Raw genomic sequence first — 25,970 nt, forward strand, 5'->3', positions numbered from 1 at the left:
ATATTCTAATTTATATAGCGGTGGGGCGGCGCAGCACGCGCTCGCGATGGGTCAGGCCGTGGGCAGATAGGCCTGGCCGCTCAGCCACAGGCGGATCGCTGTGCGGCTGGCTTCGAAATGGGGTTCCGGCAGAGAGTCTGGCGCGCACCAACGCCATTCGGCGCATTTTTCGGGTTCTTTCAGCTCGGCTTCGCCGCCGGGGTGATCCACCTGCAGGCAGATAGACACGGTGTGTTTGCCTTCGGCGTGCCAGGTTTGCAGATTGTTGCTGACGCCAACGAAGCGCGGCGGATCGATGATCAACCCGGTTTCTTCGGCAATTTCGCGCTGGGCGCACTGCTCGAAGGTTTCACCGGCATCCAGATGCCCGCCGGGGATCGACCAAAAGGGCGCGTGGGAGCCGCAGCGTTTGCCCAGCAAAATCTCGCCTTGCGGGTTGACGATGATCACCCCGACGCCCGTCACTACATTCATGCTTTTCTCCGTCAGCAAAGTTTCAGCACAGTATGTCATTTTGCCCCGGCGCTGACCAATGCGCCGATGAAAGTGTGCGTAAGCTCAAAAATCTGCAATGGCGAAAGGGAGAAAGCTTGCTTTCATCTTGCGCTGCTTACACACTCCTTGAAACGTTTCAGCGTTATCCGACCGCTTGTGGGCAGCGGGTAACGCTCCTTTTTCTCAATAAAGCTGAAACGATTCAATTCAGCAGGAGAGGAGAATCATGTTCCAGTTGTCACCGCAAGACATTCATCTGGGCGCCGCTGCCGCCGATAAGCAGGGGGCCATCCGTCAGGTGGCCGCCGCGCTGACCGAAGCCGGCTGCGTCAGCGCCGGTTACGTGGACGGCATGCTGCAGCGCGAACTGCAGACGTCCACCTACCTGGGCAACGGCATCGCCATTCCGCACGGCACCACCGATACCCGCGATCTGGTGTTGAAAACCGGCGTGCAGGTGTTCCAGTTCCCGCAGGGCATCGCGTGGGGGGAAGGCCAGACCGCTTATGTGGCGATCGGCATCGCCGCCCGTTCCGACGAGCATTTGGCACTGCTGCGTCAGCTCACCCACGTGCTGAGTGATGATAGCGTGGCGGAGCGGCTGGCGAAAACCACCTCCGCGGAAGAGCTGCGCAGCCTGTTGATGGGCGAACAGCAGAGCGCTGAATTCCAGTTCGACGTTTCGCTGATTGCGCTCGACGTCGCGGCCGACAGCCTGATGACGCTGCAGGCGCTGAACGCCGGCCGTCTGCAAAAAATTGGGGCGGTCAACGCGCAGTTCGTCAGCGATGTCATCACCCGCAGGCCGCTGAATCTGGGGCAGGGCATTTGGCTGAGCGACAGCGTTGAAGGCAACCTGGCCAGCGCGGCCACCGTCAGCCGCCCGGCGCAGGCTTTCGTGGAAGACGGCGAGCCGGTGGCGCTGCTGCTGACGGTGTCGGTCGCCGACGCGCAGCCGCTGGCGGTGCTCAACTACCTCAGCGATCTGCTGCTGGCCAACAAAGCTGAACGCTTGCTGAAGGCGGATGCCGCTGGGGTGCTGGCGCTGCTGACCAGCGACGTGGCGGAAGAGAGCAGCGTGCTGAGCGCCGAATTCGTGATCCGCAACGAGCACGGTCTGCACGCGCGGCCGGGCACGGCGCTGGTCAACGTGATCAAAAGTTTCAACAGTGACATCACCGTCACCAACCTGGACGGCAGCGGCAAGCCGGCCAACGGGCGCAGCCTGATGAAGGTGGTGGCGTTGGGCGTGAAGAAAGGGCATCACCTGCGCTTTACCGCCAATGGAGAAGATGCTGAAGCCGCGCTGAAGGCGATTGGCGAAGCGATTAATGAAGGACTGGGCGAGGGCGCAGCATGAGCAGAAGAGTAGCAACAATCACCCTGAACCCGGCGTACGATCTGGTGGGTTTCTGCCCGCAGATCGAGCGCGGGGAAGTCAACCGGGTAAAAACCGCCGGCCTGCACGCCGCCGGTAAGGGCATTAACGTCGCCAAAGTGTTGAAGGATTTAGGCATCGACGTCACCGTCGGCGGCTTCTTGGGCAAAGACAATCAGGACGGTTTCCAACTGCTGTTCAGCGATCTGGGGATCGCCAATCGCTTTCAGGTGGTGCCGGGCCGCACCCGCATCAACGTCAAGCTGACGGAAAAAGACGGCGAAGTGACCGATTTCAACTTCTCCGGTTTTGAAGTGACATCACAGGACTGGGATCGCTTCGTCAGCGACTCGCTGAGCTGGCTGGGCCAGTTCGACATGGTGGCGGTGAGCGGCAGTCTGCCGGCCGGTGTCGATCCCGACGCCTTTACCGACTGGATGACCCAGCTGCGCGCCAAGTGCCCGTGCATCATTTTCGACAGCAGCCGCGAAGCGCTGGTCGCCGGGCTGAAGGCCTCGCCGTGGCTGGTGAAGCCGAACCGCCGCGAGCTGGAAATCTGGGCCGGTCGCCCGCTGCCGACGCTGGCGGACGTGGTCGAGGCCGCGCATGCGCTGCGTGAACAGGGCATCGCCCACGTGGTCATCTCCCTCGGCGCGGAAGGCGCGCTGTGGGTTAACGCCTCCGGCGCCTGGATCGCCAAACCGCCGTCCTGTGAGGTGGTCAGCACCGTGGGCGCCGGCGATTCGATGGTCGGCGGCCTGATTTACGGCCTGCTGATGCGCGAATCCAGCGAACACACTCTGCGTCTGGCCACGGCGGTAGCGGCGCTGGCGGTCAGCCAAAGCAACGTCGGCGTGACCGATCGTCCCCAGTTGGCCGCGATGATGGCGCGCGTCGATCTGAAACCTTTCAATCAATAGCAGGAGGCAGAATGAAAACGCTGCTGATGGTAGACAGTTCGCTGGGGCAGGCCCGTGGCCACCTGGCGAAACGCATGCTGGAGGCCGCCGCGGCCAAAAACGGCCTGACGCTGGTCGAGTCACTGCAGGACGCCGAACTGGTGGCGGTGGCGGGGCAGTCTGCCCCTGCTGACGCCGGGCTGAACGGTAAATTGGTGTATGTGGGCGATGTCGAACAGGCGGTGCGTGAACCGGACGCTTTTCTGGCGCGTGCCCAGGCCGAAGCTGAAACCTATCAGGTGCCGCAGGCGGCGGCACCGGTGAAAGCCAATGGGCAAAAACGCATCGTGGCGATCACCGCTTGCCCAACCGGCGTGGCGCATACCTTTATGGCGGCCGAAGCCATTGAAAGTGAAGCCAAGAAACGCGGCTGGTGGGTGAAGGTGGAAACGCGCGGTTCCGTCGGCGCCGGCAACGCCATCACCCCGGAAGAAGTGGCGGCGGCGGATCTGGTGATCGTCGCGGCGGACATCGAAGTGGATCTGGACAAGTTTGCCGGTAAGCCGATGTATCGTACTTCCACCGGTCTGGCGCTGAAGAAAACCGCGCAGGAACTGGACAAGGCGCAGGCCGAGGCGGAGGTGTTCCAGCCGCAGCAGCGCGGTAGCGCGGCGCCGGCGGCGAAAAAGAAAGAGGGCAGCGGCCCGTATCGCCACCTGCTGACCGGCGTGTCCTACATGCTGCCGATGGTGGTGGCCGGCGGTCTGTGCATCGCGCTGTCGTTCGTGTTCGGCATCAAGGCGTTTGAAGTCAAAGGCACGTTGGCGGCGGCGCTGATGCAGATCGGCGGCGGCTCCGCCTTTGCGCTGATGGTGCCGGTGTTGGCCGGTTTTATCGCCTTCTCCATCGCGGATCGTCCGGGCCTGACGCCGGGCCTGATCGGCGGCATGCTGGCGGTGAGCACCGGCGCCGGGTTCCTCGGCGGCATCATCGCCGGCTTCCTGGCGGGTTATGTCGCTAAGGCGATCAGCAGCAAGCTGCGCCTGCCGCAAAGTATGGAAGCGCTGAAGCCCATCTTGATCATTCCGCTGGTCGCCAGCCTGATCACCGGCCTCATCATGATTTACGTGGTCGGCACGCCGGTGGCGAAAATCATGGAAGGTCTGACCCATTGGCTGCAATCGCTGGGCACCGCCAACGCCGTACTGCTGGGGGCAATCCTCGGCGGCATGATGTGTACCGACATGGGCGGCCCGGTGAACAAAGCGGCCTACGCGTTTGGCGTGGCGCTGCTCAGCTCTTCGGTGTATGCGCCGATGGCGGCGATCATGGCGGCGGGCATGGTGCCACCGCTGGCGATGGGTCTGGCGACACTGCTGGCGCGCCGCAAGTTCCCGAAATCCGAACAGGAAGGCGGCAAGGCGGCGTTGGTGCTGGGGCTGTGCTTCATCACCGAAGGGGCGATTCCGTTCGCCGCCCGCGACCCGATGCGCGTGTTGCCGTGCTGCATCGCCGGCGGGGCGCTGACCGGCGCGCTGTCGATGGCCTTCGGCGCCAAACTGATGGCACCGCACGGCGGGCTGTTCGTGCTGCTGATCCCGGGCGCGATTTCGCCGGTGTTGCTGTACCTGGTGGCGATCGCCGCCGGTACGCTGCTGGCGGGCGTAGCTTATGCCCTGCTGAAACGTGCTGAAGTACCGGTTACTGCCGCGGCGTAAGCCTCGCGATACCGCAAAACGCGCAGCCCCGAGCTGCGCGTTTTTGTTTGTGCCTTAGGCAGTTAGCACGATTTACCCCTGGTCAGAAACCACAACGCTTTCTAAGCTGATAGCGCGACTTTGTTCCTGCGAACAAGCAATGACTCAAGGAGATTCATCCGTGGCTAAAAAAGTGGCGATCGTACTCACACCCGGTTTCGCCGATTGGGAATACGCGCTGATTGCCGGCGTTGGCGGCCCGTTTTATGGGCTGGAGGTGGCGTTTTTTGCGCCGCAGGCCGGAACGCTTCGCTCACAGGGCGGGCTGACGGTCGAGGTTGAAAAAAGCGTGGCCGAACTGGCGGATTGGCGCCCCGAGGTGCTGGTGGTGGTCGGCGGCACCCTGTGGGAAACCGAACGGGCGCCGGATATCCGCGCGTTGCTCAACGAGCAGTCTCAACGCGGCGCGACTCTGGCGGGCATTTGCGGCGGGACGTTGGCGTTGGCGCGGGCTGGCCTGTTGAACGGCAGGGCGCATACCTCCAACGCTGCCGAGTTCTTGACGGGCAATGTTGAGGGCTACAGCGGGCAGCGCCATTACGTTGCGAGCGCCGCCGCCGTCGTGGATGACCGTGTCATTACGGCACCAGGCTCGGCGCCGGTCAGCTTTACCACCGCGGTGTTTAGGGCGGCGGGCCTGGATGAAGAAACGCTGTGTCAGTTCGGCGCCATGCTGGCGGCAGAGCACACGGTGGGGGAAACCGCTCGCGCATAGGCGAGCGGCCAAGGGAGGGTTACTGCTGTGCTTTCAGCCAGGCGATCTCTTCCGCCCAGATATCCGGGTTTACCGTTTCCAGAATCAGCGGAATATTGTCGAAGCGCGGATCGCGCATGATGTAGCTGAACACCGTTTTGCCGATGTTGCCTTCCCCCAGGCTGTGGTGGCGGTCGACGCGGCTGTTGAACTCGCTCTTGGCGTCATTCAGGTGCATGCCGCGCAGGTAGTTGAAGCCGACGATGTCGCCCAACTGCTTGAAGGTGTGCTCGCAGTCTTCTTCGGTACGCAGATCGTACCCGGCGGCGAAGGCGTGGCAGGTGTCGATGCAAACGCCGACGCGGCTCTTATCTTCCACGCCGTCGATGATCGCCGCCAGATGTTCGAATTTGAAGCCCAGGTTGCTGCCCTGGCCGGCGGTGTTCTCGATCACCGCCGTCACGCCAGCGGTTTTATCCAGCGCGATGTTGATCGATTCGGCGATGCGCGCCAGGCACTTGTCTTCATCGATTTGCAGCAGGTGGCTGCCGGGATGGAAATTCAGCAGCGTCAGCCCCAGCTGTTCGCAGCGCTGCAGTTCGTCGATAAACGCCTCGCGCGATTTTTCCAACGCCTCGGCCACCGGGTGGCCCAGATTGATCAGGTAGCTGTCGTGCGGCAGGATCTGCCCCGGCCCGAAGCCGTACTGGGCACATGCGCTCTTGAACTTATCGATCACGTCGGCGGCCAGCGGTGCGGCCTTCCATTGACGCTGATTTTTGGTGAACAGGGCGAACGCGGTCGCCTCCAATTCGTGCGCGCGGATAACCGCCTGATCCACGCCGCCTGACGCGCTGACATGTGCACCGACAAACTTCATCTTCATTCTCCTGTGTTATCGGTGACATTATGGCATTGATGGCGGGCGGATTGAATGGCGAAAAGCGGCGGCCCGCCGAAGCGGACCGCCGAGGGGGATTACAGCAGGTGTTGCACCAGTTGGTTTATCGCGCCGCCGCCGACCAGCAGCCAGACGAACAGCAGCGTCGCCAGCAGAATCGGTTTCATCCCGGCCTGGCGCACGGCGCTGATGTGGGTGGTCAACCCCAGCGCCGCCATCGCCATCGCCAGCATCCAGGTGTCGGCGGTGATCAGATGGCGCACCAGCGTGGCCGGCAGCAGGTTGAAGGAGTTCAGCCCGGCGACGGCGATAAACAGCACGGCGAACCACGGAATGGTGATGGCGGATTTTTCCGCCTTGCCTGCGCTGCCGCGGCTGATGTAGCCCGACAGCAGCAGCAGGAACGGCGCCAGCATCATCACGCGGATCATCTTGGCGATCACCGCCGCATTTTCGGCGTCCGGCCCGATGGCGTGCCCGGCGGCGACCACCTGAGCCACTTCGTGGATGGTGGAGCCGGCGTAAATGCCGAAGGTTTCCTGGCTGAACGGCAGCCACTGGAAGTGTTCATTCAACTGATACAGCCAGGGATAAACGAAAATAGCCAGGGTGCCGAATACCACCACGGTCGAGACCGCTACCGCCACTTTGCTGGAATCGGCCTTCAGCACCGGCTCGGTGGCCATCACCGCCGCCGCGCCGCAAATGCTGCTACCGGCGCCGATCAGTATCGCGGTCTGGCTGTCGATGCCGAACACTTTCTTGCCGAGCCAGCAGGCCAGCAGGAAAGTGGTGATCAGGGTCAGTGCGTCGATGATGATGCCGCTGGCGCCGACGTCGGCGATCTGCTGAAAGGTCAGCCGGAAGCCGTAAAGGATAATCCCCAGACGCAGCAGCCGCTGTTTGGCCAGCTGTACGCCGCTGTGACAAACGGTTTGCCAGTGGGGGTACAGCGTGTTGCCCACCAGAATGCCGAGCAGGATCGCCAGCGTCAGCGCCCCCAGCCCCAGCTCCGCCACCCAGGGAATATCGCCGGCCCAGACGGCCAACGCGGTGAGCGCGCCGGTCAGCGCCAGCCCCGGCACCAGCCGTGGCAGGCCAAACAGCGGAAAGCGTCGCTCGGGATAGGTGTGAGTGGTATCAGTCGCCATAAAAGTCAGTCCTTCAGTCTGTTTCTTGCTGCTAAGAGTACGTTTGGGCTGAATAAAAGAGAAATTGATTATATATTTATAACCTATCTGAATAAGTGGTATGGGATCAGGCATTGGCATAACGCCGCATTGCGGCTAGGGTGTGGAGGAGCGGCGAGCCGCCGTCAACTTTCCAACTCACAGGAGCAGGCGATGGATACCGACGATCAACGCAGAGAGCAGGTAGATCAGGAAGTGGGGCGCGCGGTGCGGCGGTTGATTGAAGAAAACAAGGCGATCGACCGCGATCATCTCGTTGCGATGCTGCAATTGATACTGCGGGACGAAGTCGGCACGCCGCGCGAGCCGGTGCTGGCCGCGGCGGCGCAACTGGTCGCGTTGGGCAAATAGCGCGCCGATCTGGCCGCAAACAGGGTAGCCTGGCCGGGCTGCCCACATCACCATGTTGGGTTCTCTGGCAGAACATTCTTTCAATACCGGGACGGCTATGCATATCACGTTGCGTCAACTGGAAGTTTTCACCGAAGTGCTGAAAAGCGGTTCGACCACTCAGGCCTCGGTGGTGCTGGCGCTGTCGCAGTCGGCGGTCAGCGCGGCGCTGGCGGATCTGGAGGGGCAGCTGGGCGTGCAGCTGTTCGATCGCGTCGGCAAACGGCTGGTGATCAACGAGCACGGCCGGTTGCTGTATCCCAAGGCGCTGGCGCTGTTGGAACAGGCGGGGGAGATAGAGCAGCTGTTCCGCCATGACGGCGGGGCGCTGCGCATCGCCGCCAGCAGCACCATCGGCAACTACATGCTGCCGGAGATGATCGCCCGTTACCGTCGGGATTTTCCGGCCACGCCGCTGGAGCTGAACGTTGGCAACAGCCAGGACGTGATCGTAGCGGTGGCGGATTTTCGCGTCGATTTGGGGCTGATCGAAGGGCCTTGCCATATGCCGGAGCTGGTGACGCAGCCGTGGCTGGAGGACGAGCTGGTGGTGTTTGCCGCGCCGGACAATCCCTTGACCCACCAACCGCCGACGCTGGAGGCGCTGGCCAATGCGCCTTGGATCCTGCGCGAGCGTGGTTCGGGCACCCGCGAGGTTCTGGATCATCTGCTGTTGGCGCACCTGCCGCACTTCCAGCTGGTGATGGAACTCGGCAACTCGGAGGCGATCAAGCACGCGGTGCGGCACGGTATCGGCATCAGCTGCCTGTCGCGGCGCGTGGTGGCAGAACAGCTGGCCAGCGGCGCACTGGTAGAACTGCCGGTGCCGCTGCCGCCGCTGCGGCGCACCCTGTACCTGATCCGCCATCGGCAAAAGCACATTTCCAACGCCTTGCAGCGTTTTCTCAGCTATTGCGCGCTGTAATCGACAGCGCGTCACGTCCTCTGCTGCTGCGCAGGCCGAAGAAAGCATAAAAACCTGCGCGCGCTCACATTAATGAGAGTAAGTAAGGCCATAAGGGCCGCGGCTAATAATTGCCTCTGAATTATGAAGCTATCTTATATCAGTGCAATGTTGCTAGTTCACCGGCGGGTATTTGTTACAATCCGCCCTCATTTTTTCAAAGAGCAGATAGGGTACGAATGGCTCAGCAGGATATAAAAACATCGGGGCAGCAAGCACCCGGATTGCGCCGCGAGCTGAAAGCCCGGCATTTGACCATGATCGCCATCGGCGGCTCCATCGGCACCGGCCTGTTCGTGGCCTCGGGGGCCACGGTTTCTCAGGCAGGCCCCGGCGGCGCGCTGCTGTCTTACGCTCTGATCGGTTTGATGGTGTACTTCCTGATGACCAGCCTGGGCGAACTGGCGGCCTTTATGCCGGTCTCCGGTTCATTCTCCACTTACGGCGCCAAATACGTGGAAGAAGGCTTCGGCTTCGCGCTAGGCTGGAACTACTGGTACAACTGGGCGGTGACCATCGCCGTTGACCTGGTGGCCTCGCAGTTGGTAATGAACTACTGGTTCCCGGACACCCCTGGTTGGATCTGGAGCGCCTTGTTCCTCGGTCTGATGTTCCTGCTGAACTACATTTCGGTGAAAGGGTTCGGCGAGGCGGAATACTGGTTCGCGTTAATCAAGGTCAGCACGGTGATTATCTTCATCGCCGTCGGTGTGCTGATGATCGTCGGCATTCTGAAGGGCGGCGAGCATGCCGGTTGGCAGAACTGGACGGTAGGAGACGCGCCGTTTGCCGGCGGGTTCTCGGCGATGATCGGCGTGGCCATGATCGTCGGCTTCTCGTTCCAGGGCACCGAGCTCATCGGTATCGCGGCCGGCGAATCGGAGAATCCGGGTAAAAACATCCCACGTGCAGTGCGTCAGGTGTTCTGGCGTATCCTGCTGTTCTATATCTTCGCCATTCTGATCATCAGCCTGATCATTCCGTACACCGATCCGAGCCTGCTGCGCAACGATGTGAAAGACATCAGCGTCAGCCCGTTCACTCTGGTGTTCCAGCATGCCGGCCTGCTGTCGGCGGCGGCGGTGATGAACGCGGTGATCCTGACGGCGGTGCTGTCGGCCGGTAACTCGGGCATGTACGCATCGACCCGCATGTTGTACACCCTGGCGTCGGAAGGCAAGGCGCCGCGCATTTTCGCCAAGTTGTCGAAAGGCGGCGTGCCGCGTAACGCGCTGTATGCGACCTGCGTGGTGGCTGGCCTGTGCTTCCTGACGTCAATGTTCGGCAACCAGTCGGTTTACCTGTGGCTGCTCAATACCTCGGGCATGACCGGTTTCATCGCCTGGTTGGGCATCGCCATCAGCCACTACCGTTTCCGTCGCGGTTACATGCTGCAGGGGCGCGATCTGAACGATTTGCCGTACCGTTCCGGGTTCTTCCCACTGGGGCCGATCTTCGCCTTCGTGCTGTGTCTGATCATTACCCTGGGGCAGAACTACCAGGCCTTCCTGCAAGATAAGATCGACTGGTACGGCGTGACCGCGACCTACATCGGCATTCCGCTGTTCCTGCTGATCTGGTTCGGTTACAAGCTGTCGCAAGGCACCCGTATCGTGAAGTACAGCGAAATGGAATTCCCGAAGATGGACGTGAAGTAATTTTCGGTGAGTGATACGCGGCGGGGGTTCCCGCCGCGTTTGGTTTTACTTTTTCCCGCCTTTGGCTTCCGCCAGCGCCCGCTGCGCCGAACTCATCAAATCTTCCACCGTCGCATAATGCTGCGTCAGCGCCACAATGCCGGCGTTAAGCTGCATGTTCACCTCGCCGAACGCGCCAAAATCGTAGGGCGCCTCCAGCGGCGGCACGATGCGCGCCAGGAATTCGCTTTCCGCGCCGTAGGGCAGATCGTGCACCAGAATCAAAAACAGGCCGCCGGTATAGCGGCAGACGTAGTCGCTCGGGCGGATCAGCGTCTTGAGACGCTCGCCGACGGTGCGCAGTACGTCGTCGCCGATCTGGACGCCGTGGCTTTGGTAGAGCGCCGCCAGTGGACCGAACTCAAGAATGAACAGGTGGGAGATCGTCTGTGCCGCTGCGGGGCGGCAGATGCTGCGCATCACCACCTCGCCGCCCGCGCGGTTGAGGAAGCCGGTCAGGCGATCGCGGTGCGACGCCTGCTGTTTCTCCCAGGCCAGCGTGACGTGCTGCACCAGTTGGCGGTGGTAGCGTGCGATCATGCCATGGGCCAGCACCAGCCACAGCGGCGCGAGGTCCGCCAGGACAAACAGATTTTGCACGCGCGACAGCGGTGCCGCCAGCAGGTAAGGCAGCGTCAGCGCGATCACCTCAAGCAGCGCGAAGCGTGGCGCGGCGGCGTGGCGCTGCATCAGCCAGCAGGCCAGAGCGGTGATGGTGAGGCCGGCGAAAAGTATTAAAACGAAGCGGCCCGACAGCATCGCCAGCGCGGCGCTGGCGCCGACCAGCAGCGTCCACAGCAACACCGTCACCAGCATGGCGTCCGGCCAGGCGGGTTGACGCCGGCGCGCCAGCCAGGCTCGCCCGGCGGTCAACAGCAGCAACAGCAGCAGCAGGCCGATACCGATCAGCGGTCGGTTCAGCCAGGCGTACCCCACCAACAGCGCGACCGGCCCTGCGGCATTCAGCCAGGGAGTGAGAGGAGAGGGCGTCAGCGTGAGACGCAGCTGGCGTTGAAACGGCTCGTCATCGGCCTGCAGCGGGCTGTATAACAGCCAGTTCAGCAGCGCCGGGCGTTTGGGCGTTGTCGCCGGAGATGGACTTCTCATTACAGCCTCGTCAATAAGGCCGCTCTTGCGGCGGCCTGAAGGTTTTTTGCACGCGCGGTGCTGTGGCTTTGGATTCTATGTGGTTTTGCCGTTATTTGTCAGAGTCTGGTCGGATCAGGGATCACTTTCAGAATAATGAACCTACTGGCCGCTGGCGGGGGTAAGCGTGGTGGTTTGAAAAATGGCGTGTAAAAACAAATTGTTACATTTCGATAACGCTGTTTTCACCGATTGATATGATTGATAAGTATTATCGTTTGCTTTATTGTGGACGGCTGCGCGCAGGCTGCTGCCGCACACTTTCCGGTTCACGGCGGACGCCTTCGCGCCGCTGTCATGATGGTTGTAACAGGTATCTTAACGAATGAGCGTATCCACCGATCCCATGACTGACGCCAAGGGGCAACCCAACGCCGGCGTGATGGGGCGTTATCAGCATATTCTTCGCCATCGCCTGATGATGATGGGCGTGTTGGCACTGGCGATCCTGGGCTCGCTGCTGCTGGATTTCACCATGGGGCCGTCCGGCCTGTCGCTGTCGTCCTTATGGCACACGCTGCTTGACCCCGCCGCGGCCGATGCCGGCACGCGGGTGATCGTCTGGGACATCCGATTGCCTTACGCGCTGATGGCGGTGGTGGTGGGCTTTGCGCTCGGCCTGGCCGGGGCGGAGATGCAGACCATCCTGAATAACCCGCTGGCCAGCCCCTTTACCCTCGGGGTCTCTTCCGCCGCGGCCTTTGGCGCCGCGCTGGCGATCGTGCTTGGCATCGGCATTCCGGGGATTCCCGACCAGTGGTTCATCTCCGCCAACGCCTTTATCTTCGCGCTGTTCGCTGCGCTGATGCTCGACGGCATCACGCGCTGGACGCGGGTCGCCACCTCCGGCGTGGTGCTGTTCGGCATCGCGCTGGTGTTTACCTTCAACGCGCTGGTCTCGATGATGCAATTTATCGCCAGCGAGGACACGCTGCAGGGGCTGGTGTTCTGGACCATGGGCAGCCTGGCGCGCGCCTCGTGGGACAAACTGGGCATTCTGTTCGGGGTGTTCGCCGTGCTGCTGCCGCTGTCGATGATGAGCTCGTGGAAACTGACCGCGCTGCGTCTGGGTGAAGACCGGGCGGTGAGCTTCGGCATCGACGTGCGTCGGCTGCGTTTGACCACGCTGCTGCGCATCAGCATGCTCTCGGCGCTGGCGGTGGCTTTCGTCGGGCCGATCGGCTTTATCGGTCTGGTGGCGCCGCACATCGCCCGCATGATCTTCGGCGAAGATCACCGTTTCTACCTGCCGGCCAGTGCGCTGATTGGCGCGCTGGTGTTGTCGATGGCCTCGGTGGCGTCGAAAAACCTGGTGCCTGGGGTAATCATCCCGGTGGGGATCGTCACGTCGCTGGTCGGGGTGCCGTTCTTCCTGAGCATTATTCTGCGCCACCGGGGGAACGTATGAGCCAGGGTTTACGGATAGAAAACTTCTCGGCGGGTTACCCGAAACGCCAGGTGATCGACAATCTCTCGGTGCCGATGCTGCCGCGCGGGCAAATCACCGTGCTGCTGGGGCCGAATGGCAGCGGCAAATCGACGCTGCTGCGCTCGCTGGCCGGGCTGAACCCGGCGCAGGGCAAGCTGTGGCTGGACGACGGCGATCTGATGCAGATGCCGTTCGCCCGTCGGGCGGAGAAAGTGGTGTACCTGCCGCAGTCGCTGCCCGCCGGAGTGCATCTGCACGTGCTGGAGTCGATCATCGTGGCGCAGCGCGCCTCGGGCGGCCGCAGCAACGCCGGCAGCGAAGCGGAAGTGATGGCTTTGCTGGAACAGCTGGGCATCGCCCACCTGGCGCTGAGCTATCTCGATCAGCTGTCCGGCGGCCAGAAACAGCTGGTGGGGTTGGCGCAGTCGCTGATCCGTCAGCCGTCGCTGCTGCTGCTGGATGAGCCGCTGAGCGCGCTCGATCTCAACTACCAGTTCCACGTGATGGATTTGGTGCGCCGCGAAACCCGCAAGCGCAATATCGTGACGGTGGTGGTGGTGCATGACATCAACATCGCGCTGCGTCACGGCGACCACGTGCTGATGCTGCAGGATGGCGATCTGATCGCCGATGGCGCGCCGGATCAGGTGATTACGCCGCAGAGCCTGGCGCGGGTCTACGGCGTGCGCGGGCGCATCGAGCGTTGCTCGCAGGGCACGCCGCAGGTGCTGATAGACGGTCTGGTGAACCAGCCGACGATTTAACCCAAGAAAAAGCCCGGCATCGCCGGGCTTTCTTTATCGCGCAGCGTGGTTCAGGGCCGCGCTCACGCGTTCGACGACGTGCTGGGCGGTGACGATGCCGCCGGACAGATACACCTCGGCTGCCGGCAGGTAGACCACCTGGCCTTTTTTCACCGCCGTGGTTTTCTTCAGCGCGGTGCCGGTGAGGATTTTCTGCGGTGCCACCGCGTTCGGCCGCCCGGTCGCGGCGTCTCTGTCGATGACGAACAGCCAGTCCGGATTCAGTTTGGCGACCTGCTCAGGCGTCAGCTTGTTGCCGCGCACGTCTTTTTCGTCGGACTGCAGCGCGGACGAGAAGCCGAGGGCGTCATAGACGAAGCTGAAACGGCTCTTGGGGGCGTAAGCGCTGATCTTGCCGCCGGAGAACAGCACCACCAGCCCTCGCCCGGCCTGGGTGGCCTGTGGTTTGACTGCGGCGATCTGCGCATCCAGCTTATCGATCGCCGCCTGCGCCTGTTGCTGCTTATCGAACAGCTCGCCCAGCTGCAGGGTGCGCTGTTTCAGGCTGCCCAACTGATCCTGCTGATCGACGGACATGTTCAACGTCGGTGCCAGCGCGTTCAGCTCGTCATAGGCTTTGGACGCCCGGCCGGCGATCAGGATCAGGTCCGGCTTGGCGGCGCGCAGCACGGCCATATCCGGTTCGAACAGGGTGCCGGCATTGAGGTATTTGTCATCCTGATAGCGCTTCAGGCTATCCGGCAAGTTCTTGCGGTTGCCGGGCAGCGCCAGCGGTTCGACGCCCAGCAGCTGCAGCGTTTCCAGAGACGCGTAATCCAGCACCACGATGCGCTGCGGGTGCTTCTTCACCTCGGTGCTGCCGTTCAGGTGCTGGACGTTGACGGTGGCCGGAGTAGCGGCTATCGGCGTATCGGTTTTGCTGTGGCAACCCGCCAGCGCCATCGCGGCCAGCAGGGCGATCATCAGGGGGGAGCGGCGTAATCTCATGGAGCTTCCTCACGGTGATGGAATGAAAAGGGCGCGCAGCGCGCGCCCAGGGGCATCAGAAGTTGTAGGTCATGCCGACGGTGTAACGGCGGCCGTCCAGCGTGGTGCGGTAGTGATCGTAATCCACGGTTTTGTCGAGGATGTTGTAAACCCCGCCGGTCAACTGCAGGTTTTTCGCCGCCTGATAGCTCAGGCCCGCATCGACAAAGGTGTAGGACGGCGTGCTGGTCTCCATCGACGTGCGGCTCAGGTAGTCTGAGGTGCGGCTGCGGAAGTTAACGCGCGACCACAGGCTGAGGTCCTGCGTGGCCTGCCAGTCCAGCACGGTGTTGAGCATATGCTTCGGCATCTGGTTGAGCGCCTTGCCCTGGAACTCGCCGCTCTTCTGCTCGGAAGCGGTGTAGGTGTAGTTGGTGTTCCACTTCCAGTCTTTGTTGATCTGCCAGCCGAAGGTGGCTTCTACGCCGCGCATATTGGCTTTGTCGACGTTGACGCGATCGCTGATAAAGTCATAGACCTCGTTGCCGATCTTGCAGTCCGGCGTGTCTTCGCAGCGGCGGACTTCGGTGATCTTGTTCTTGAAATCGGTGTTGAAGACGGTCACGCCGGCGTTGACGCCTTTCAGGCTATCCCACATCAGGCCGATCTCTTCGCTCAGGCTCTTCTCCGGCTGCAGATCCGGGTTGCCGACGATGATGCCGTTACGCACGCCGCCACCGGTGACCTGGCCCCAGCTGGCGGAGGATTGGCGCAGATCCGGCGAACGGTAGCCGGCGGAGACGCCGCCTTTCATCGTCCACTGCTCGGTCAGGTGCCAGACGCCGTACATGCGCGGCGACCAGTGGCTGCCGAAGTTCTGATCGCGGTCCATACGGATGCCGCTGGTCAGGCTGAAGTCGTTGGTCAGCGCCCATTCGTCTTCGGCGAACAGCGCCCAGCTCCAGCGCGTCAGCTGGTTGACGTCTTTCGCCGAGCTCAGCTGGTTGCCGCTGTCGCCCAGTTTCTCATAGCGGTATTGGCCGCCGAGGTTCAGCATGTGGGAACCCAGCTCGAACTGGTTCTGGGTGTTGAAGATGGTGTTGTACATCTTCATCTTACGGCCCGGGTTGTTGGTCTCTTCCCGCTGAACGTAGCTGGTTGAGTTACCGAAGTCGTAATAACCGTTGTGGGTCAGCGAGTAGTTGGTGCGGGTGTAGAGATCTTCGCTGCGAGAGGTAGGTTTGCACTTGCCTTTGCTGCAGCGCTCCGCCACCACCGATTTGCCCGGCGTGCTGTTACGATCCTGCAGCGAGCGGCCGATTTCGAAGTCGAATTCGTTCTTCTCGTCCGGTGTCAGAGTGAACACCGCGGTGCCGCTGCGCATGCGCTGTTCGTTGTAACCGTTGGCGATTTTATCTTCGGCGCGGCGCGACAGCAGGCCGTTGACCCGCACGCCGAGCAGGCCTTCAATCAGCGGGCCGGAGGCGTAGGCGTTGGTCTGGAACAGATCGCCGGAATCGCGGTTTTCCTGAAGGGTGGCGTCGCCGTGTAGCGAGCCTTTCCACTCGGTGCGGGAAGTCTTGCGGGTGATGACGTTGATCACGCCGCCCATGGCGTCGGAACCGTACAGCGAAGACATCGGGCCGCGCACCACTTCGATGCGCTCGATGGCTTCCATCGGCGGCAGCCAGCCCTGTTCGATGCCGGCGTTGTCGCTGTTCGGACGGGTTCCGCGGGTGTCAACGCGCTTGCCGTCCACCAGGATCAGCGTGTACTTGGAGGACATGCCGCGGATGCTGATGTCGCTGCTGCTGGCGCCGCCGGTGACCACCACGCCAGGCACGTCTTTCAGCGCGTCGGTCACGTCGCGATAGGCCTTGTCTTCGATCTGCTGGCGCGGGATCACCGAGATGGACGCGGCGGAGTCCTGAATTTTTTGCTGGAAGCCGGAGGCGGTGACGACCATGGTGTCCTGGGTGTCGTCCTGCGGCGCGGCCAGTGCGGCGGTGGCGCTGAGTGAGGCAATCACCAGAGCGGCGAGCTTGCTGTAACGTGGCGTTTCCATGAGGTGAACCTTTCCTGGATTGAAGTGAAAGTAATTAACCAATTGAATTTCTAATGAAATTATTCATCGTTCGCTGAGAAATACTTCGCTTCGTCAGCGTTGCGTGAGGGTATTGTAAGGATTTTTTACTGAATGTAAACGCTAATGATAATTCATATCATTTGTATGCTTGTTCTGCTGACGGGAAAGGGTAACCGGATGAATTAAAGGGAAAAGCGGCGCAGCGGGCGTGCGCCGGGGAGGATCAGCGTTTCTGGATGTAGGTGATGGCCAGCGCCAGCGCCAGCACCAGGCCTTTGATAATATCCATGGCGTAGTAGGGCACCGACAGCATCACCAGGCCGTTTTGCAGCACGCCGAGGATCACTGCGCCGATCAGGGTGCCGAGCGCATTGGGTTTGCCGGAGCCCGCCAGCGAGAAACCGATATAGGCCGCCGCCACCGCGTCCATCAGATAGCCGCCGCCGGCATTGACCTGCGAAGAGCCGATACGTGACGCCAGCAAGATGCCGCCAAGCGCCGCCAGCCAGGAAGAAATGACGTAAGCGGCAACCCTGTAACGTACGGTGCGGATACCCGACAGACGCGCAGCCTCGGGGTTGCCGCCGATGGCGTACATCCGGCGGCCGTGCTTGGTCAACGAGAGGAACAGCTGTACCGCCACGGTGACCGCCAACATGATCAGCACGATCACCGGCACCTGGCCGAGGGCGGAAAACACCTCTGGGATCAGGCCTTCCGCCATGTCGCCATTCGGCAGCACCATGTTTTGGGTGATGGAGCCGCCGTAGCTGTAGGTCATCGCTACGCCCTGGATCACGAACAGGCTGGCCAGCGTCGCCAGCATATCGGGAATTCTGAACACCACGATCAGCAGGGCGTTGAACAGGCCGACCAGCGTGCACAGCAGCAGCGTCACCACGATGGCGCCGGTGGTGCCGAACCCGTGCCAGACGAACAGTGAAATCACCAGCGCGTTGGCCAGCGAGGCGGTCGAGCCGACCGACAGATCGAAACCGCCGACCGACAGCGAGATAGAGACGCCGATGGCGATCACCGTCACGATGGCGATCGAACGCAGGATATTGATGATGTTATTGGCATCGAGAAAGTTGTCCGACGCCAGGCCAAACAGGGCGATCAGCGCCGCGACGGTCAGCAGCATGCCCCACTTGTAGAGGAAATCAAACAGCTGTTGGCGCCAGGGCAGCGCAGGCCGCAAGGCAAATTCTTTACTCACGCAGGGGTTCCTCCGGTGGAATAGAGCAATAAGGTTTCTTCGTCGATGTCGGCGGCGTTCAACTCCGCCACGATGCGGCCGTCCCACAGCACGCAGATGCGATCGCACAGGCCAATCAGCTCGGCGAACTCGCCGGAGGCGTAAATCACGCCTTTGCCGGCGTGAGCCAGGCCGTCGATCAGGCTGAACAGCTCCTGCTTGGCCTTGATGTCCACGCCCTTGGTCGGCTCATCGAAGATCAGCACCTCGGCGTTGCCGCGCAGCCACTTGCCGATCGCCACTTTTTGCTGATTGCCGCCGGACAGGCGCGCCAGCCGCTGTTGCGGGCCGGAGGCGCGAATGTTCAGACGCTGCATGATCTCGCGCGCCCAGCGCAGCTCTTGCCGCCGGCTGAACAGGCTCCAGCGCGAGAAGCTGTCGTCGGCGCTGACGCTCAGGTTCATCGGGATCGCCTCATCGATAAAAATGCCTTCTTTGCGGCGCTCTTCCGGCACCAGCGCCAATCCTTGTTCGACCGACAGGTGCGGCGCGCGTGGCGCCCAGGGCTGCCCGCGCAGTTCGCCGCGCTCGAGCTGCACGGTGCTGGCGCCGAACAATGCCTTGCACAGTTCGGTTTTGCCCGCTCCGGCCAGCCCGGCGATGCCGAGGATCTCTCCTTCATGCAGCCGCAGCGAAACGTCGCGCAGCTTATGGCGATCGCGCAAGCCCTCCACCTGCAGCAGCTTACGCCCAGCGTGCGGCGGGCGCGGCGGCGGGAAAATGTCGTCCAGCCGGTGGCCGAGCATTTTCTCGACGATCTGTTCGCCGCTCAGCCCGCGCATGGCGTCTTCGCTGACGCGCCGCCCGTCGCGCAGCACCGTCAGCCGATCGCAAATGTCGCTCAGTTCGTGGATGCGGTGAGAAATGAACACGATGCCGATGCCTTCGGATTGCAGGCGGCGCACCACGTTGAACAGGCGCTCGCTCTCGGCGCGATCGAGCGGCGCGGTCGGTTCATCGAGCACCAAAAAACGGCAGCGGTGCGACAGCGCGCGCGCCAGCAGCACCTGCTGTTTTTCCGCCAGCGTGCAGTCCGCCAGGCGTCTGCGCGGGTTGAGCGGCAGCGCCCATTGCTGCAGCAGCTGCGCGGCGCGGCGGTGCAGCTCCGCCCAGTTCAGCCAGTGGCCCGGCTCGTTCAGCCAGTCCAGCATGATGTTCTCCGCCACCGACAGCGTGGGGATCAGCGCGACGTCGACCTCTTGCTGTACCACGTGAATGCCGTGGCGGCGCGCCTGCAGCGGGGAATGAATTTCCACTGCCCGGCCGTCGATCAGGATCTCGCCGCGGTAGTGATCGTGGGCGCCGGAGAGGATCGCCATCAGCGTCGACTTGCCCGCGCCGTTGGCGCCGACCAGCGCATGGATTGAACCGCCCTGCAGCGTGAAGTCCACGTCCTGCAGCGCGTTGAAGCCGGCGAAGGCGATCGAGATATTGCGCATCTCGAGGCGTGAAGGCGTTGCGGTTGACATAGGGTAGTAAGGCCGTTTAGATGTTTAGATGGCTGTTTTGCTCTGTTGTAACACAGATTGCGCCGTTGGCAACCAACAAAATGGCATAACGGCGATGAAAAACGTCGAGAGGCAGGGGCGCAACCCGCGTCAGGCTGCGCCGGTGCGAGAAGCGGTCAGAAGGTGGTGGGGGTGTGTGCGCTGACGATGCGGCAAATGCGCGCCGAGGTATTGCTGAAGCTGTGCGGAATGCCGGTGTTGATGGCGTAACTCTGGCCGGCGGTCAGGCAATAGCTCTGGCCGTTGATGGTTAGCACAATCTCGCCCTCCAGCAGGGTGCCTATCTCTTCGCCCTGGTGCTTGATCTTTTCACCGGTGGTGGTGCCGGGCTGGTAGGTTTCCAGCATCATCGCCAGGTTGCGCGTCGGGCTGCCGTTGTGCACCAGCTTCATCGACACCCCCTGGCTGCCGATCTCAATCAGATCTTCGGCGTCGATCACCACGCGCGGTTCGTCGGCGGCTTCCGGTTCGGCAAAGAATTCAGACAGCGACAGGCCATACACCTTCAGCAGCTTTTGCAGCGTGCTGATGGCCGGGCTGACCTTGTCCTGTTCGATGGTGCTGATCGCACTGTGGGTTAACCCGGACAGTTCGGCGACCCGGCGCTGTGACAAACCCAATTGCTGACGGATCTGCGACAGGCGTTTGCCCGGTGCCAAGCTGACTTCGCTCATAGCGGTACTTCCTTCTGGTAAGGGCGACAGGCAGAAATGAAGATCGCTATCGGGTGCCTGTCTGGTCGATAACGATACTGCATGATATCGGTAGTTAGGGTGGGTTTGGAAAATATATTGCCCATGTTCACTCTTGGTGCGTTGGACAAAATAGTTGACGTGAAAATGGCAGTAAGGCCTTTTCGGTCAATATTTTATCAATTTAGCAGCCGCTGGCGAATAATCAAACAGGATTGTAACATTTGCAAACCCATTCTGTTAATACTATGTTTCATATTGTGGATGTTATTTTGAGCGCCCGGCAGCGGCGCGGCCTGACGAGAAATCCAATCATGTGTTGAATCGAACGGTGGACGGGCGCCAACGCGCCTTCAGAGCATAATGGCGGGTGACGTATGCAAACCAATAGCGCAGCAGTTGAACATTTTGCACAGCATCATGAAGAGAGGCGAAGTAGCGCGTTCCAAAATGAGGTTGCTCATTATTTGGAACGCCATCCCGCCACGCAGTATGTCGATATCCTTCTCACCGATCTTAATGGTTCCTTCCGCGGCAAACGCATACCCGTCTCTGGGTTAAAAAAACTGGAAAAAGGCAGCTACTTCCCCGCGTCGGTGTTCGCCATGGACATCCTTGGCAACGTGGTGGAGGAGACCGGCCTTGGGCAGGAGCTCGGCGAACCAGACCGCATTTGCCTGCCGGTGCCCGGTTCGCTGACGCCGTCAGCCGCCGATCCGGAGCACATCGGCCAGGTGCTGCTCACCATGTTGGATGAAGATGGCACTCCCTTTGACGTTGAACCCCGCAATGTGCTGAACCGCGTGTGGCAGGCGCTGCGACAGCGCGGTTTGTTTCCGGTGGCAGCGGTAGAGCTGGAGTTTTATCTCATCGATAGGCTGCGCGACGCGGAAGGCGATCTGCAGCCGCCGTGTGCGCCCGGCACTCAGGAACGCAACACCCAAAGCCAGGTGTACTCCGTCGATAACCTGAACCATTTCGCCGAGGTGCTGAACGATATCGACGCGCTGGCGAAGCTGCAGGGGCTGCCGGCGGACGGCGCGGTGGCGGAGGCGTCGCCGGGGCAGTTCGAGGTCAACCTGCGTCATACCGACGACATCCTGCTGGCCTGCGACCACGCGCTGGCGCTGAAGCGGCTGGTGCGGCTGGTCGCCGAGAACCACGACATGCACGCCACCTTTATGGCCAAACCCTATGAGGATTACGCCGGCAGCGGCATGCACGTGCATGTCAGCATGCAGGATAGTGCGGGCAACAACCTGTTTGCCGACGCCGAAGGCGAGGATTCGCCGCTCTTGAAACAGGCATTGGCCGGGATGATCACCCTGATGCCGGCGTCGATGGCGCTGCTGGCGCCGAACGTCAACGCCTACCGGCGCTTCCAGCCGGGGATGTATGTGCCGATCCAGGCCGCCTGGGGCCACAACAACCGCACCGTGGCGCTGCGCATTCCCTGCGGCGAACCGGAGAACCACCGGGTGGAGTACCGCGTGGCCGGCGCCGATGCCAATCCTTATCTGGTGATGGCGGCGATCCTGGCCGGCATGCTGTACGGGCTGGACAACCTACTGCCGCTGCCTGAGCCGGTGACTGGCAACGGGCTGGAGCAGGAAGGGCTGCCGCTGCCGATCCGCCAGAGCGACGCGCTGTACGAGTTTGAACATCAGCACGCCCTGACGCACTATCTGGGCGAGCGTTTCACCCAGGTGTATCACGCCTGCAAGACCGACGAACTGCTGCAGTTTGAACGGCGGGTGACGGAAACCGAGATCGACTGGATGTTGAAAAATGCCTGAATGGGCGTATAAAGTAAGAGGTATGTGCGGGTGACTGGCCTGCCGGCAGCGGAATAATTCGCCTGCCGGGCTGGTTTTCCGTGCGATCGACAAAAAGAATTTGTATTTGAGGGTTTCCGGATCTTGTCATTCGGAGGCATTCTGGTGCAAAATATCTCAAATGCAGATAGCCGACGTTTTGAAAGCGTCGGTTATTTTTTTTGCATTATGTTTTACCAACGTAGCGTTTCATACACCAAGCGAGGCCGGACACCGATCCGGATAGATAAATAGTTTCGTGCACGATCAAACAAAACTCTATGGTCGTGACTCATGAGGATTAGAAAGATGGGGCAATTTTTCACTTTAGCGCCGGTGCCCGCCGGTTTCCGCTGTGGCCGCAGCGACTATGGAGCAGCCGAGGTTTCCTCGACCCGTTATCCAGCTTACAACCCCCTTCTTTTAGAATTAAGTCGCTCGTTGCGAAGTTTCCCCGCAACCTTAAGTCTTGGCGTGTCCGCCATCCGCAAGGCTCAAGGTAAGGGGGGGCTGAACAATGTCCGATAACACCATCAACGCCGCTCCGGCTCAGCGCACTCAGCTGCGTAAAACCCTGACATTAGTTCCGGTAGTGATGATGGGCTTGGCTTACCTGCAGCCAATGACCATTTTCGATACCTTCGGCATCGTATCCGGTTTGACCGATGGTCACGTCGCGACCGCGTACGCCTTCGCTCTGCTGGCGATCCTGTTTACCGCCCTGAGCTACGGCAAGCTGGTGAAGAAGTTCCCTTCCGCCGGTTCCGCCTACACCTACGCCCAGAAAGCCATCAGCCCGCACGTCGGCTTTATGGTGGGCTGGTCATCGCTGCTGGACTATCTGTTCATGCCGATGATCAACATTTTGCTGGCCAAGATTTACCTGGAAGCGATCTTCCCGGGCGTACCGTCCTGGATCTTCGTGGCGGTGCTGGTCGGCTTGATGACGATTTTCAACCTGCGCGGCATCAAGCTGGTGGCTAACCTGAACTCCATCATCGTGGTGGTGCAGGTGGCGATCATGATCGTGTTCCTCGGCCTGGTGATCAACGGTATTTACCACGGCGAAGGCGCCGGTACGCTGGTCAGCAGCCGCCCGTTCTGGTCCGATAACGCCCACGTGGTGCCGATGATTACCGGCGCGACCATCCTGTGCTTCTCGTTCCTGGGCTTCGACGGCATCAGCTCGCTGTCCGAAGAGACCAAAGACGCGGAAAAAGTGATCCCGAAAGCCATCTTCCTTACGGCGCTGATCGGCGGCATCATCTTTATCGTGGTGTCTTACTTCGTGCAGCTGTACTTCCCGGACATCTCGCGCTTCAAGGATCCGGACGCCTCACAGCCTGAAATCATGCTGTACGTGGCGGGCAAGTTCTTCCAGTCGGTGATCCTGGTGTTCTCCTGCGTGACGGTATTGGCGTCGGGCATGGCGGCGCACGCGGGCGTTTCGCGTCTGATGTACGTGATGGGCCGCGACGGCGTGTTCCCGACTCGCTTCTTCGGCTATGTGCATCCGAAGTGGCGTACCCCGGCGCTGAACGTGCTCCTGGTTGGCGCCATCGCGTTGTCCGCGGTGTCGTTTGACCTGGTGACCGCGACCGCGCTGATCAACTTCGGTGCGCTGGTGGCCTTCACCTTCGTCAACCTGTCGGTGATCTCGCAGTTCTATATTCGCGACAAGATGAACCGCACCGTGAAGGACACATTTAACTACCTGATCCTGCCGGTGATGGGCGCACTGACCGTCGGCGCGCTGTGGATCAACCTGGAAGCCAGCTCGATGACGCTGGGCCTGGTTTGGGCGGCCATCGGCCTGATCTACCTGGCCTTCGTCACCCGCAGCTTCCGTCTGCCGGTGCCGCAAGCGAGCGAAGACGCCGCCTAAGCGCGAGCCGTCTCCTCAGCCACAAAAAAGGCCGCTTTCGCGGCCTTTTCCTTTTCTGCTTGCTGCGGGGTTTATCCCACCAACTCTTTGCCGTAATCGAACAGCGCTTTCAACAGGGCGGTTTTCTCTTTGTCGCCTTCGTGCAGGTTATACAGCGATTCGAGCTGCAGCAGGTAACTCTGCACGCGCTCTGCGCTCAGCGCTTCCTGGCGGTGTTGCAGCCAGCGACGTTGCTCGGCGTCGTCCAGCGTATTCGGGTAGTTGCGCGCGCGGAAGCGGAACAGCAGCTCTTTCATGCGTCCGTCGCTGAAGGCCAGATCCAGCGCCGGCAGGTTCTGCGGCTTGGTCTGCTGGATAATCCTCATCGCCGCCTTGTCGGCGTCGCTGAAGAAACCGTCGTACAAGCGGGCGTCGACGTCGTCGGCGCCTTTGAACGGCTCGGCTTCGGCGAACAGCGCGACCACTTTCTCGCGCACTTCCGGATGCTGTTTCAGCAGCTGCAGATTTTGCAGACACGCCTGACGATCGATGCCCAGCCGCTCGGCATTCTCCGGCAGCAGGGTTTTGGCCGGCGCCAGCACCGGGCATTTGTTGATGTGCACCAGCTTGATCGGCACCGGTGCCTGATCCGGCGCCAGATCGTCACGGCGGGTATACAGCCGTTCACGCAGCTGCTCGGCGCTCAGCGTCAACAGCGGCGTCATGTCGCCGGCCAGATCGCACATGATCACCGCGTTCTTGTTGTCCGGGTGCCAGGCCAGCGGCGACACCCAGCTGGTATTGCCGCGCGCCGCGCCGAACATGCCGGAGACGTGCACCAGCGGCGTCATGTCGGCGACGTCGATCAGGGCGTTCAGCTTGTGCTTGTTGCGGTGCTGCAGCAGGAAATCGAACAGCCGCGGCTGTGCCTGTTTGACCAGCTTGGCCATGGCGATAGTGGCGTAAACGTCCGACATCGCGTCGTGAGCCTGCGTGTGCTCGACGCCGTTGGCGCGCGTCAGATGTTCCAGGCGGAAGCTGGGGAAACCGTCTTCGTTTTCCGGCCAAACGATGCCGTCCGGGCGCAGAGCGTAGCAGGCGCGCATCACATCCAGCAGATCCCAGCGCGAGTTGCCGTTTTGCCAGCTGTAGGCGTAGGGATCGTAGAAGTTGCGATAGAAGATATTGCGGCTCACTTCGTCATCGAAGCGGATGTTGTTGTAACCGAGAATGCAGGTGCCGGCCACGCTGAAGGCCTGATGGATTTGGCGGGTGAACTCGGCCTCGTTAACCCCTTTAGCACGTGCCACCTGCGGCGTGATGCCGGTGATCATCACCGCCTCGGGTTCCGGCAGGTAGTCATCAGCCGGGGCGCAGTAGATGACCAGCGGCTCTTCGATAACGTTGAAATCCATATCGGTGCGCACGCCGGCGAACTGCGCCGGGCGGTCCAGCGACGGGCTCTTGCCGAAGGTCTCGTAATCGTGGATATAAAATGTGGCCGGTGCCTTGCTGCTCAAAATCGCGTCTCTTCAGTGGCGGATACAATATGCCTCTATTGTAACGGCGTAGGGAGCGATGCCAAGCGGCGGTTAGCGAAATGCGCGCAATTACGCACGGCGATAGAAATCCAGCCGCTGGTGAAAGTAGGGGAGCAGGTGGTCGGGGATCTGTCGTTCTGTTTCCGCCTGGGTCGAAGCGATGCCGTAGCGCTCGTTGTAGATCACGCTGATGGCCAGCAAATCGGCTTCTATTTTCTCGCGTTGCGCCTGCGGTAAGCTATCCAGCTTTCGAACCATCGTTATCTCCCTGTTAACCTTAGGGTATAATAGGATCGTTAGCGGGTCTTGTCCCTACCCATTCCGAGGGGAGGTGGACGCCTGCGCGCTTTGCTGCGAGCTGGGGGCCAGACTGTGGCGCGCGGCGAACTCGCTCTGCGCCTGGTGCGCATTGAGGCGATCTGCCCGGTTATACAGCGAACAGGCGCCGCTTATCACCGCCCCCCAAAACAGGGCGCACAGCAGTAAAACCCCCAACCAGATTTTTTGGTTATAGGTCATAGGTCCTCCACGGACGAG

23 protein-coding genes are annotated in these 25,970 nt (G+C 61.4%); 11 read left to right on the forward strand and 12 right to left on the reverse strand.

The window, feature by feature from the left end:
• Positions 1 to 51: 51 nt before the first annotated feature.
• Positions 52 to 474 (reverse strand): nucleotide triphosphate diphosphatase NUDT15, encoded by a 423-nt coding sequence (locus N6G83_RS01435; protein WP_043136420.1) that lies wholly within the window; start codon positions 472 to 474, stop codon positions 52 to 54.
• Positions 475 to 721: 247 nt separating this feature from the next.
• On the opposite strand from N6G83_RS01435, the gene fruB reads away from it, so the two are divergent.
• The 4 genes from fruB (at position 722) to N6G83_RS01455 (ending at position 5,244) form a co-directional block, all read left to right on the forward strand.
• Positions 722 to 1,855 (forward strand): fused PTS fructose transporter subunit IIA/HPr protein, encoded by a 1,134-nt coding sequence (gene fruB / locus N6G83_RS01440; protein ID WP_025303543.1) that lies wholly within the window; start codon positions 722 to 724, stop codon positions 1,853 to 1,855.
• Positions 1,852 to 2,793, forward strand: a complete 942-nt coding sequence (gene fruK / locus N6G83_RS01445; protein ID WP_043136417.1) for a 1-phosphofructokinase — start codon at positions 1,852 to 1,854, stop codon at positions 2,791 to 2,793. The genes fruB and fruK overlap by 4 nt, the downstream gene beginning before the upstream one ends.
• Before the next feature lie 11 nt (positions 2,794 to 2,804).
• Positions 2,805 to 4,490: a PTS fructose transporter subunit IIBC gene (fruA, locus tag N6G83_RS01450; protein ID WP_049208513.1), complete on the forward strand. Its 1,686-nt coding sequence runs from the start codon at positions 2,805 to 2,807 to the stop codon at positions 4,488 to 4,490.
• A gap of 160 nt (positions 4,491 to 4,650) precedes the next feature.
• Positions 4,651 to 5,244, forward strand: a complete 594-nt coding sequence (locus N6G83_RS01455; RefSeq protein ID WP_080287108.1) for a DJ-1/PfpI family protein — start codon at positions 4,651 to 4,653, stop codon at positions 5,242 to 5,244.
• Between the two features lie 19 nt (positions 5,245 to 5,263).
• Here N6G83_RS01455 and nfo read toward each other — a convergent pair whose 3' ends face one another.
• Positions 5,264 to 6,103, reverse strand: a complete 840-nt coding sequence (nfo, locus tag N6G83_RS01460) for a deoxyribonuclease IV (protein ID WP_049205268.1) — start codon at positions 6,101 to 6,103, stop codon at positions 5,264 to 5,266.
• A 98-nt stretch (positions 6,104 to 6,201) separates the two neighbouring features.
• Complete coding sequence (locus N6G83_RS01465; RefSeq protein WP_049205269.1) at positions 6,202 to 7,275, reverse strand: YeiH family putative sulfate export transporter; 1,074 nt, start codon at positions 7,273 to 7,275, stop codon at positions 6,202 to 6,204.
• 192 nt (positions 7,276 to 7,467) lie between these two features.
• Here N6G83_RS01465 and N6G83_RS01470 point away from each other — a divergent pair, with 192 nt between their 5' ends.
• The 3 genes from N6G83_RS01470 (at position 7,468) to N6G83_RS01480 (ending at position 10,326) form a co-directional block, all read left to right on the forward strand.
• A complete protein-coding gene (locus N6G83_RS01470) occupies positions 7,468 to 7,665 on the forward strand; it encodes a hypothetical protein (protein ID WP_049294861.1) in 198 nt (65 codons plus the stop codon).
• 97 nt (positions 7,666 to 7,762) lie between these two features.
• Positions 7,763 to 8,629, forward strand: a complete 867-nt coding sequence (gene yieE, locus N6G83_RS01475; protein WP_025303536.1) for a DNA-binding transcriptional regulator YeiE — start codon at positions 7,763 to 7,765, stop codon at positions 8,627 to 8,629.
• A gap of 218 nt (positions 8,630 to 8,847) precedes the next feature.
• The gene (locus tag N6G83_RS01480) at positions 8,848 to 10,326 is read left to right on the forward strand and encodes an amino acid permease (protein ID WP_167324457.1); all 1,479 of its coding nucleotides are present in this window, start codon (positions 8,848 to 8,850) and stop codon (positions 10,324 to 10,326) included.
• A 45-nt stretch (positions 10,327 to 10,371) separates the two neighbouring features.
• Here N6G83_RS01480 and N6G83_RS01485 read toward each other — a convergent pair whose 3' ends face one another.
• Positions 10,372 to 11,472 (reverse strand): GGDEF domain-containing protein, encoded by a 1,101-nt coding sequence (locus N6G83_RS01485; protein ID WP_089181131.1) that lies wholly within the window; start codon positions 11,470 to 11,472, stop codon positions 10,372 to 10,374.
• A gap of 364 nt (positions 11,473 to 11,836) precedes the next feature.
• On the opposite strand from N6G83_RS01485, the gene N6G83_RS01490 reads away from it, so the two are divergent.
• Both N6G83_RS01490 and N6G83_RS01495 read left to right on the forward strand, forming a co-directional pair.
• Positions 11,837 to 12,919 (forward strand): FecCD family ABC transporter permease, encoded by a 1,083-nt coding sequence (locus N6G83_RS01490; protein WP_025303533.1) that lies wholly within the window; start codon positions 11,837 to 11,839, stop codon positions 12,917 to 12,919.
• Positions 12,916 to 13,704, forward strand: a complete 789-nt coding sequence (locus N6G83_RS01495) for an ABC transporter ATP-binding protein (RefSeq protein ID WP_004935663.1) — start codon at positions 12,916 to 12,918, stop codon at positions 13,702 to 13,704. The genes N6G83_RS01490 and N6G83_RS01495 overlap by 4 nt, the downstream gene beginning before the upstream one ends.
• A 33-nt stretch (positions 13,705 to 13,737) precedes the next feature.
• Here N6G83_RS01495 and N6G83_RS01500 read toward each other — a convergent pair whose 3' ends face one another.
• The 5 genes from N6G83_RS01500 to puuR form a co-directional block, all read right to left on the reverse strand.
• Positions 13,738 to 14,691 carry a siderophore ABC transporter substrate-binding protein gene (locus tag N6G83_RS01500; RefSeq protein WP_260514415.1) on the reverse strand — a complete coding sequence of 318 codons (954 nt, stop codon included), beginning with the start codon at positions 14,689 to 14,691 and terminating at the stop codon, positions 13,738 to 13,740.
• Positions 14,692 to 14,746: 55 nt separating this feature from the next.
• Positions 14,747 to 16,735, reverse strand: coding sequence for a ligand-gated channel protein (locus N6G83_RS01505; RefSeq protein WP_049205277.1), 1,989 nt, complete (start codon positions 16,733 to 16,735; stop codon positions 14,747 to 14,749).
• A 244-nt stretch (positions 16,736 to 16,979) separates the two neighbouring features.
• Entirely contained in the window at positions 16,980 to 17,975 is a 996-nt protein-coding gene (locus N6G83_RS01510; RefSeq protein ID WP_016926998.1) for an ABC transporter permease, read from the reverse strand.
• Positions 17,972 to 19,483 (reverse strand): sugar ABC transporter ATP-binding protein, encoded by a 1,512-nt coding sequence (locus N6G83_RS01515; protein ID WP_049294859.1) that lies wholly within the window; start codon positions 19,481 to 19,483, stop codon positions 17,972 to 17,974. The genes N6G83_RS01510 and N6G83_RS01515 overlap by 4 nt, the downstream gene beginning before the upstream one ends.
• Positions 19,484 to 19,638: 155 nt before the next feature.
• On the reverse strand, positions 19,639 to 20,196 hold the full coding sequence (puuR, locus tag N6G83_RS01520; protein WP_025303528.1) for an HTH-type transcriptional regulator PuuR: 558 nt from the start codon (positions 20,194 to 20,196) through the stop codon (positions 19,639 to 19,641).
• 395 nt (positions 20,197 to 20,591) lie between these two features.
• Between puuR and N6G83_RS01525 the strand changes: the two genes are divergently transcribed.
• Together N6G83_RS01525 and N6G83_RS01530 are read left to right on the forward strand one after the other, a co-directional pair.
• Positions 20,592 to 22,010, forward strand: a complete 1,419-nt coding sequence (locus N6G83_RS01525) for a glutamine synthetase family protein (protein ID WP_025303527.1) — start codon at positions 20,592 to 20,594, stop codon at positions 22,008 to 22,010.
• Positions 22,011 to 22,545: 535 nt separating this feature from the next.
• Entirely contained in the window at positions 22,546 to 23,913 is a 1,368-nt protein-coding gene (locus tag N6G83_RS01530) for an APC family permease (RefSeq protein WP_025303526.1), read from the forward strand.
• 71 nt (positions 23,914 to 23,984) lie between these two features.
• On the opposite strand, the gene sbcB is transcribed toward N6G83_RS01530, so the two are convergent.
• From sbcB to N6G83_RS01545, 3 genes are all read right to left on the reverse strand, one after another.
• A complete protein-coding gene (sbcB, locus tag N6G83_RS01535; RefSeq protein WP_089196082.1) occupies positions 23,985 to 25,412 on the reverse strand; it encodes an exodeoxyribonuclease I in 1,428 nt (475 codons plus the stop codon).
• A 90-nt stretch (positions 25,413 to 25,502) separates the two neighbouring features.
• A complete protein-coding gene (locus N6G83_RS01540; RefSeq protein ID WP_025303524.1) occupies positions 25,503 to 25,691 on the reverse strand; it encodes a DNA polymerase III subunit theta in 189 nt (62 codons plus the stop codon).
• A 54-nt stretch (positions 25,692 to 25,745) separates the two neighbouring features.
• Positions 25,746 to 25,952 (reverse strand): hypothetical protein, encoded by a 207-nt coding sequence (locus N6G83_RS01545; protein ID WP_149570617.1) that lies wholly within the window; start codon positions 25,950 to 25,952, stop codon positions 25,746 to 25,748.
• Positions 25,953 to 25,970 lie beyond the last annotated feature (18 nt).

The organism is Serratia sp. PL7 (assembly GCF_945957435.1).

Excerpts from the sequence above, each read along its gene's own strand:
- N6G83_RS01530 (WP_025303526.1), top strand. The coding sequence starts at position 22,546 with ATGTCCGATAACACCATCAACGCCGCTCCGGCTCAGCGCACTCAGCTG.
- N6G83_RS01525 (WP_025303527.1), top strand. The coding sequence starts at position 20,592 with ATGCAAACCAATAGCGCAGCAGTTGAACATTTTGCACAGCATCATGAA.
- fruB (WP_025303543.1), top strand. The coding sequence starts at position 722 with ATGTTCCAGTTGTCACCGCAAGACATTCATCTGGGCGCCGCTGCCGCC.
- N6G83_RS01505 (WP_049205277.1), bottom strand. The coding sequence starts at position 16,735 with ATGGAAACGCCACGTTACAGCAAGCTCGCCGCTCTGGTGATTGCCTCA.
- N6G83_RS01435 (WP_043136420.1), bottom strand. The coding sequence starts at position 474 with ATGAATGTAGTGACGGGCGTCGGGGTGATCATCGTCAACCCGCAAGGC.
- N6G83_RS01485 (WP_089181131.1), bottom strand. The coding sequence starts at position 11,472 with ATGAGAAGTCCATCTCCGGCGACAACGCCCAAACGCCCGGCGCTGCTG.
- N6G83_RS01515 (WP_049294859.1), bottom strand. The coding sequence starts at position 19,483 with ATGTCAACCGCAACGCCTTCACGCCTCGAGATGCGCAATATCTCGATC.
- nfo (WP_049205268.1), bottom strand. The coding sequence starts at position 6,103 with ATGAAGTTTGTCGGTGCACATGTCAGCGCGTCAGGCGGCGTGGATCAG.
- N6G83_RS01545 (WP_149570617.1), bottom strand. The coding sequence starts at position 25,952 with ATGACCTATAACCAAAAAATCTGGTTGGGGGTTTTACTGCTGTGCGCC.
- N6G83_RS01540 (WP_025303524.1), bottom strand. The coding sequence starts at position 25,691 with ATGGTTCGAAAGCTGGATAGCTTACCGCAGGCGCAACGCGAGAAAATA.
- N6G83_RS01500 (WP_260514415.1), bottom strand. The coding sequence starts at position 14,691 with ATGAGATTACGCCGCTCCCCCCTGATGATCGCCCTGCTGGCCGCGATG.
- fruA (WP_049208513.1), top strand. The coding sequence starts at position 2,805 with ATGAAAACGCTGCTGATGGTAGACAGTTCGCTGGGGCAGGCCCGTGGC.
- N6G83_RS01465 (WP_049205269.1), bottom strand. The coding sequence starts at position 7,275 with ATGGCGACTGATACCACTCACACCTATCCCGAGCGACGCTTTCCGCTG.
- N6G83_RS01470 (WP_049294861.1), top strand. The coding sequence starts at position 7,468 with ATGGATACCGACGATCAACGCAGAGAGCAGGTAGATCAGGAAGTGGGG.
- N6G83_RS01490 (WP_025303533.1), top strand. The coding sequence starts at position 11,837 with ATGAGCGTATCCACCGATCCCATGACTGACGCCAAGGGGCAACCCAAC.
- yieE (WP_025303536.1), top strand. The coding sequence starts at position 7,763 with ATGCATATCACGTTGCGTCAACTGGAAGTTTTCACCGAAGTGCTGAAA.
- fruK (WP_043136417.1), top strand. The coding sequence starts at position 1,852 with ATGAGCAGAAGAGTAGCAACAATCACCCTGAACCCGGCGTACGATCTG.
- puuR (WP_025303528.1), bottom strand. The coding sequence starts at position 20,196 with ATGAGCGAAGTCAGCTTGGCACCGGGCAAACGCCTGTCGCAGATCCGT.
- N6G83_RS01480 (WP_167324457.1), top strand. The coding sequence starts at position 8,848 with ATGGCTCAGCAGGATATAAAAACATCGGGGCAGCAAGCACCCGGATTG.
- N6G83_RS01495 (WP_004935663.1), top strand. The coding sequence starts at position 12,916 with ATGAGCCAGGGTTTACGGATAGAAAACTTCTCGGCGGGTTACCCGAAA.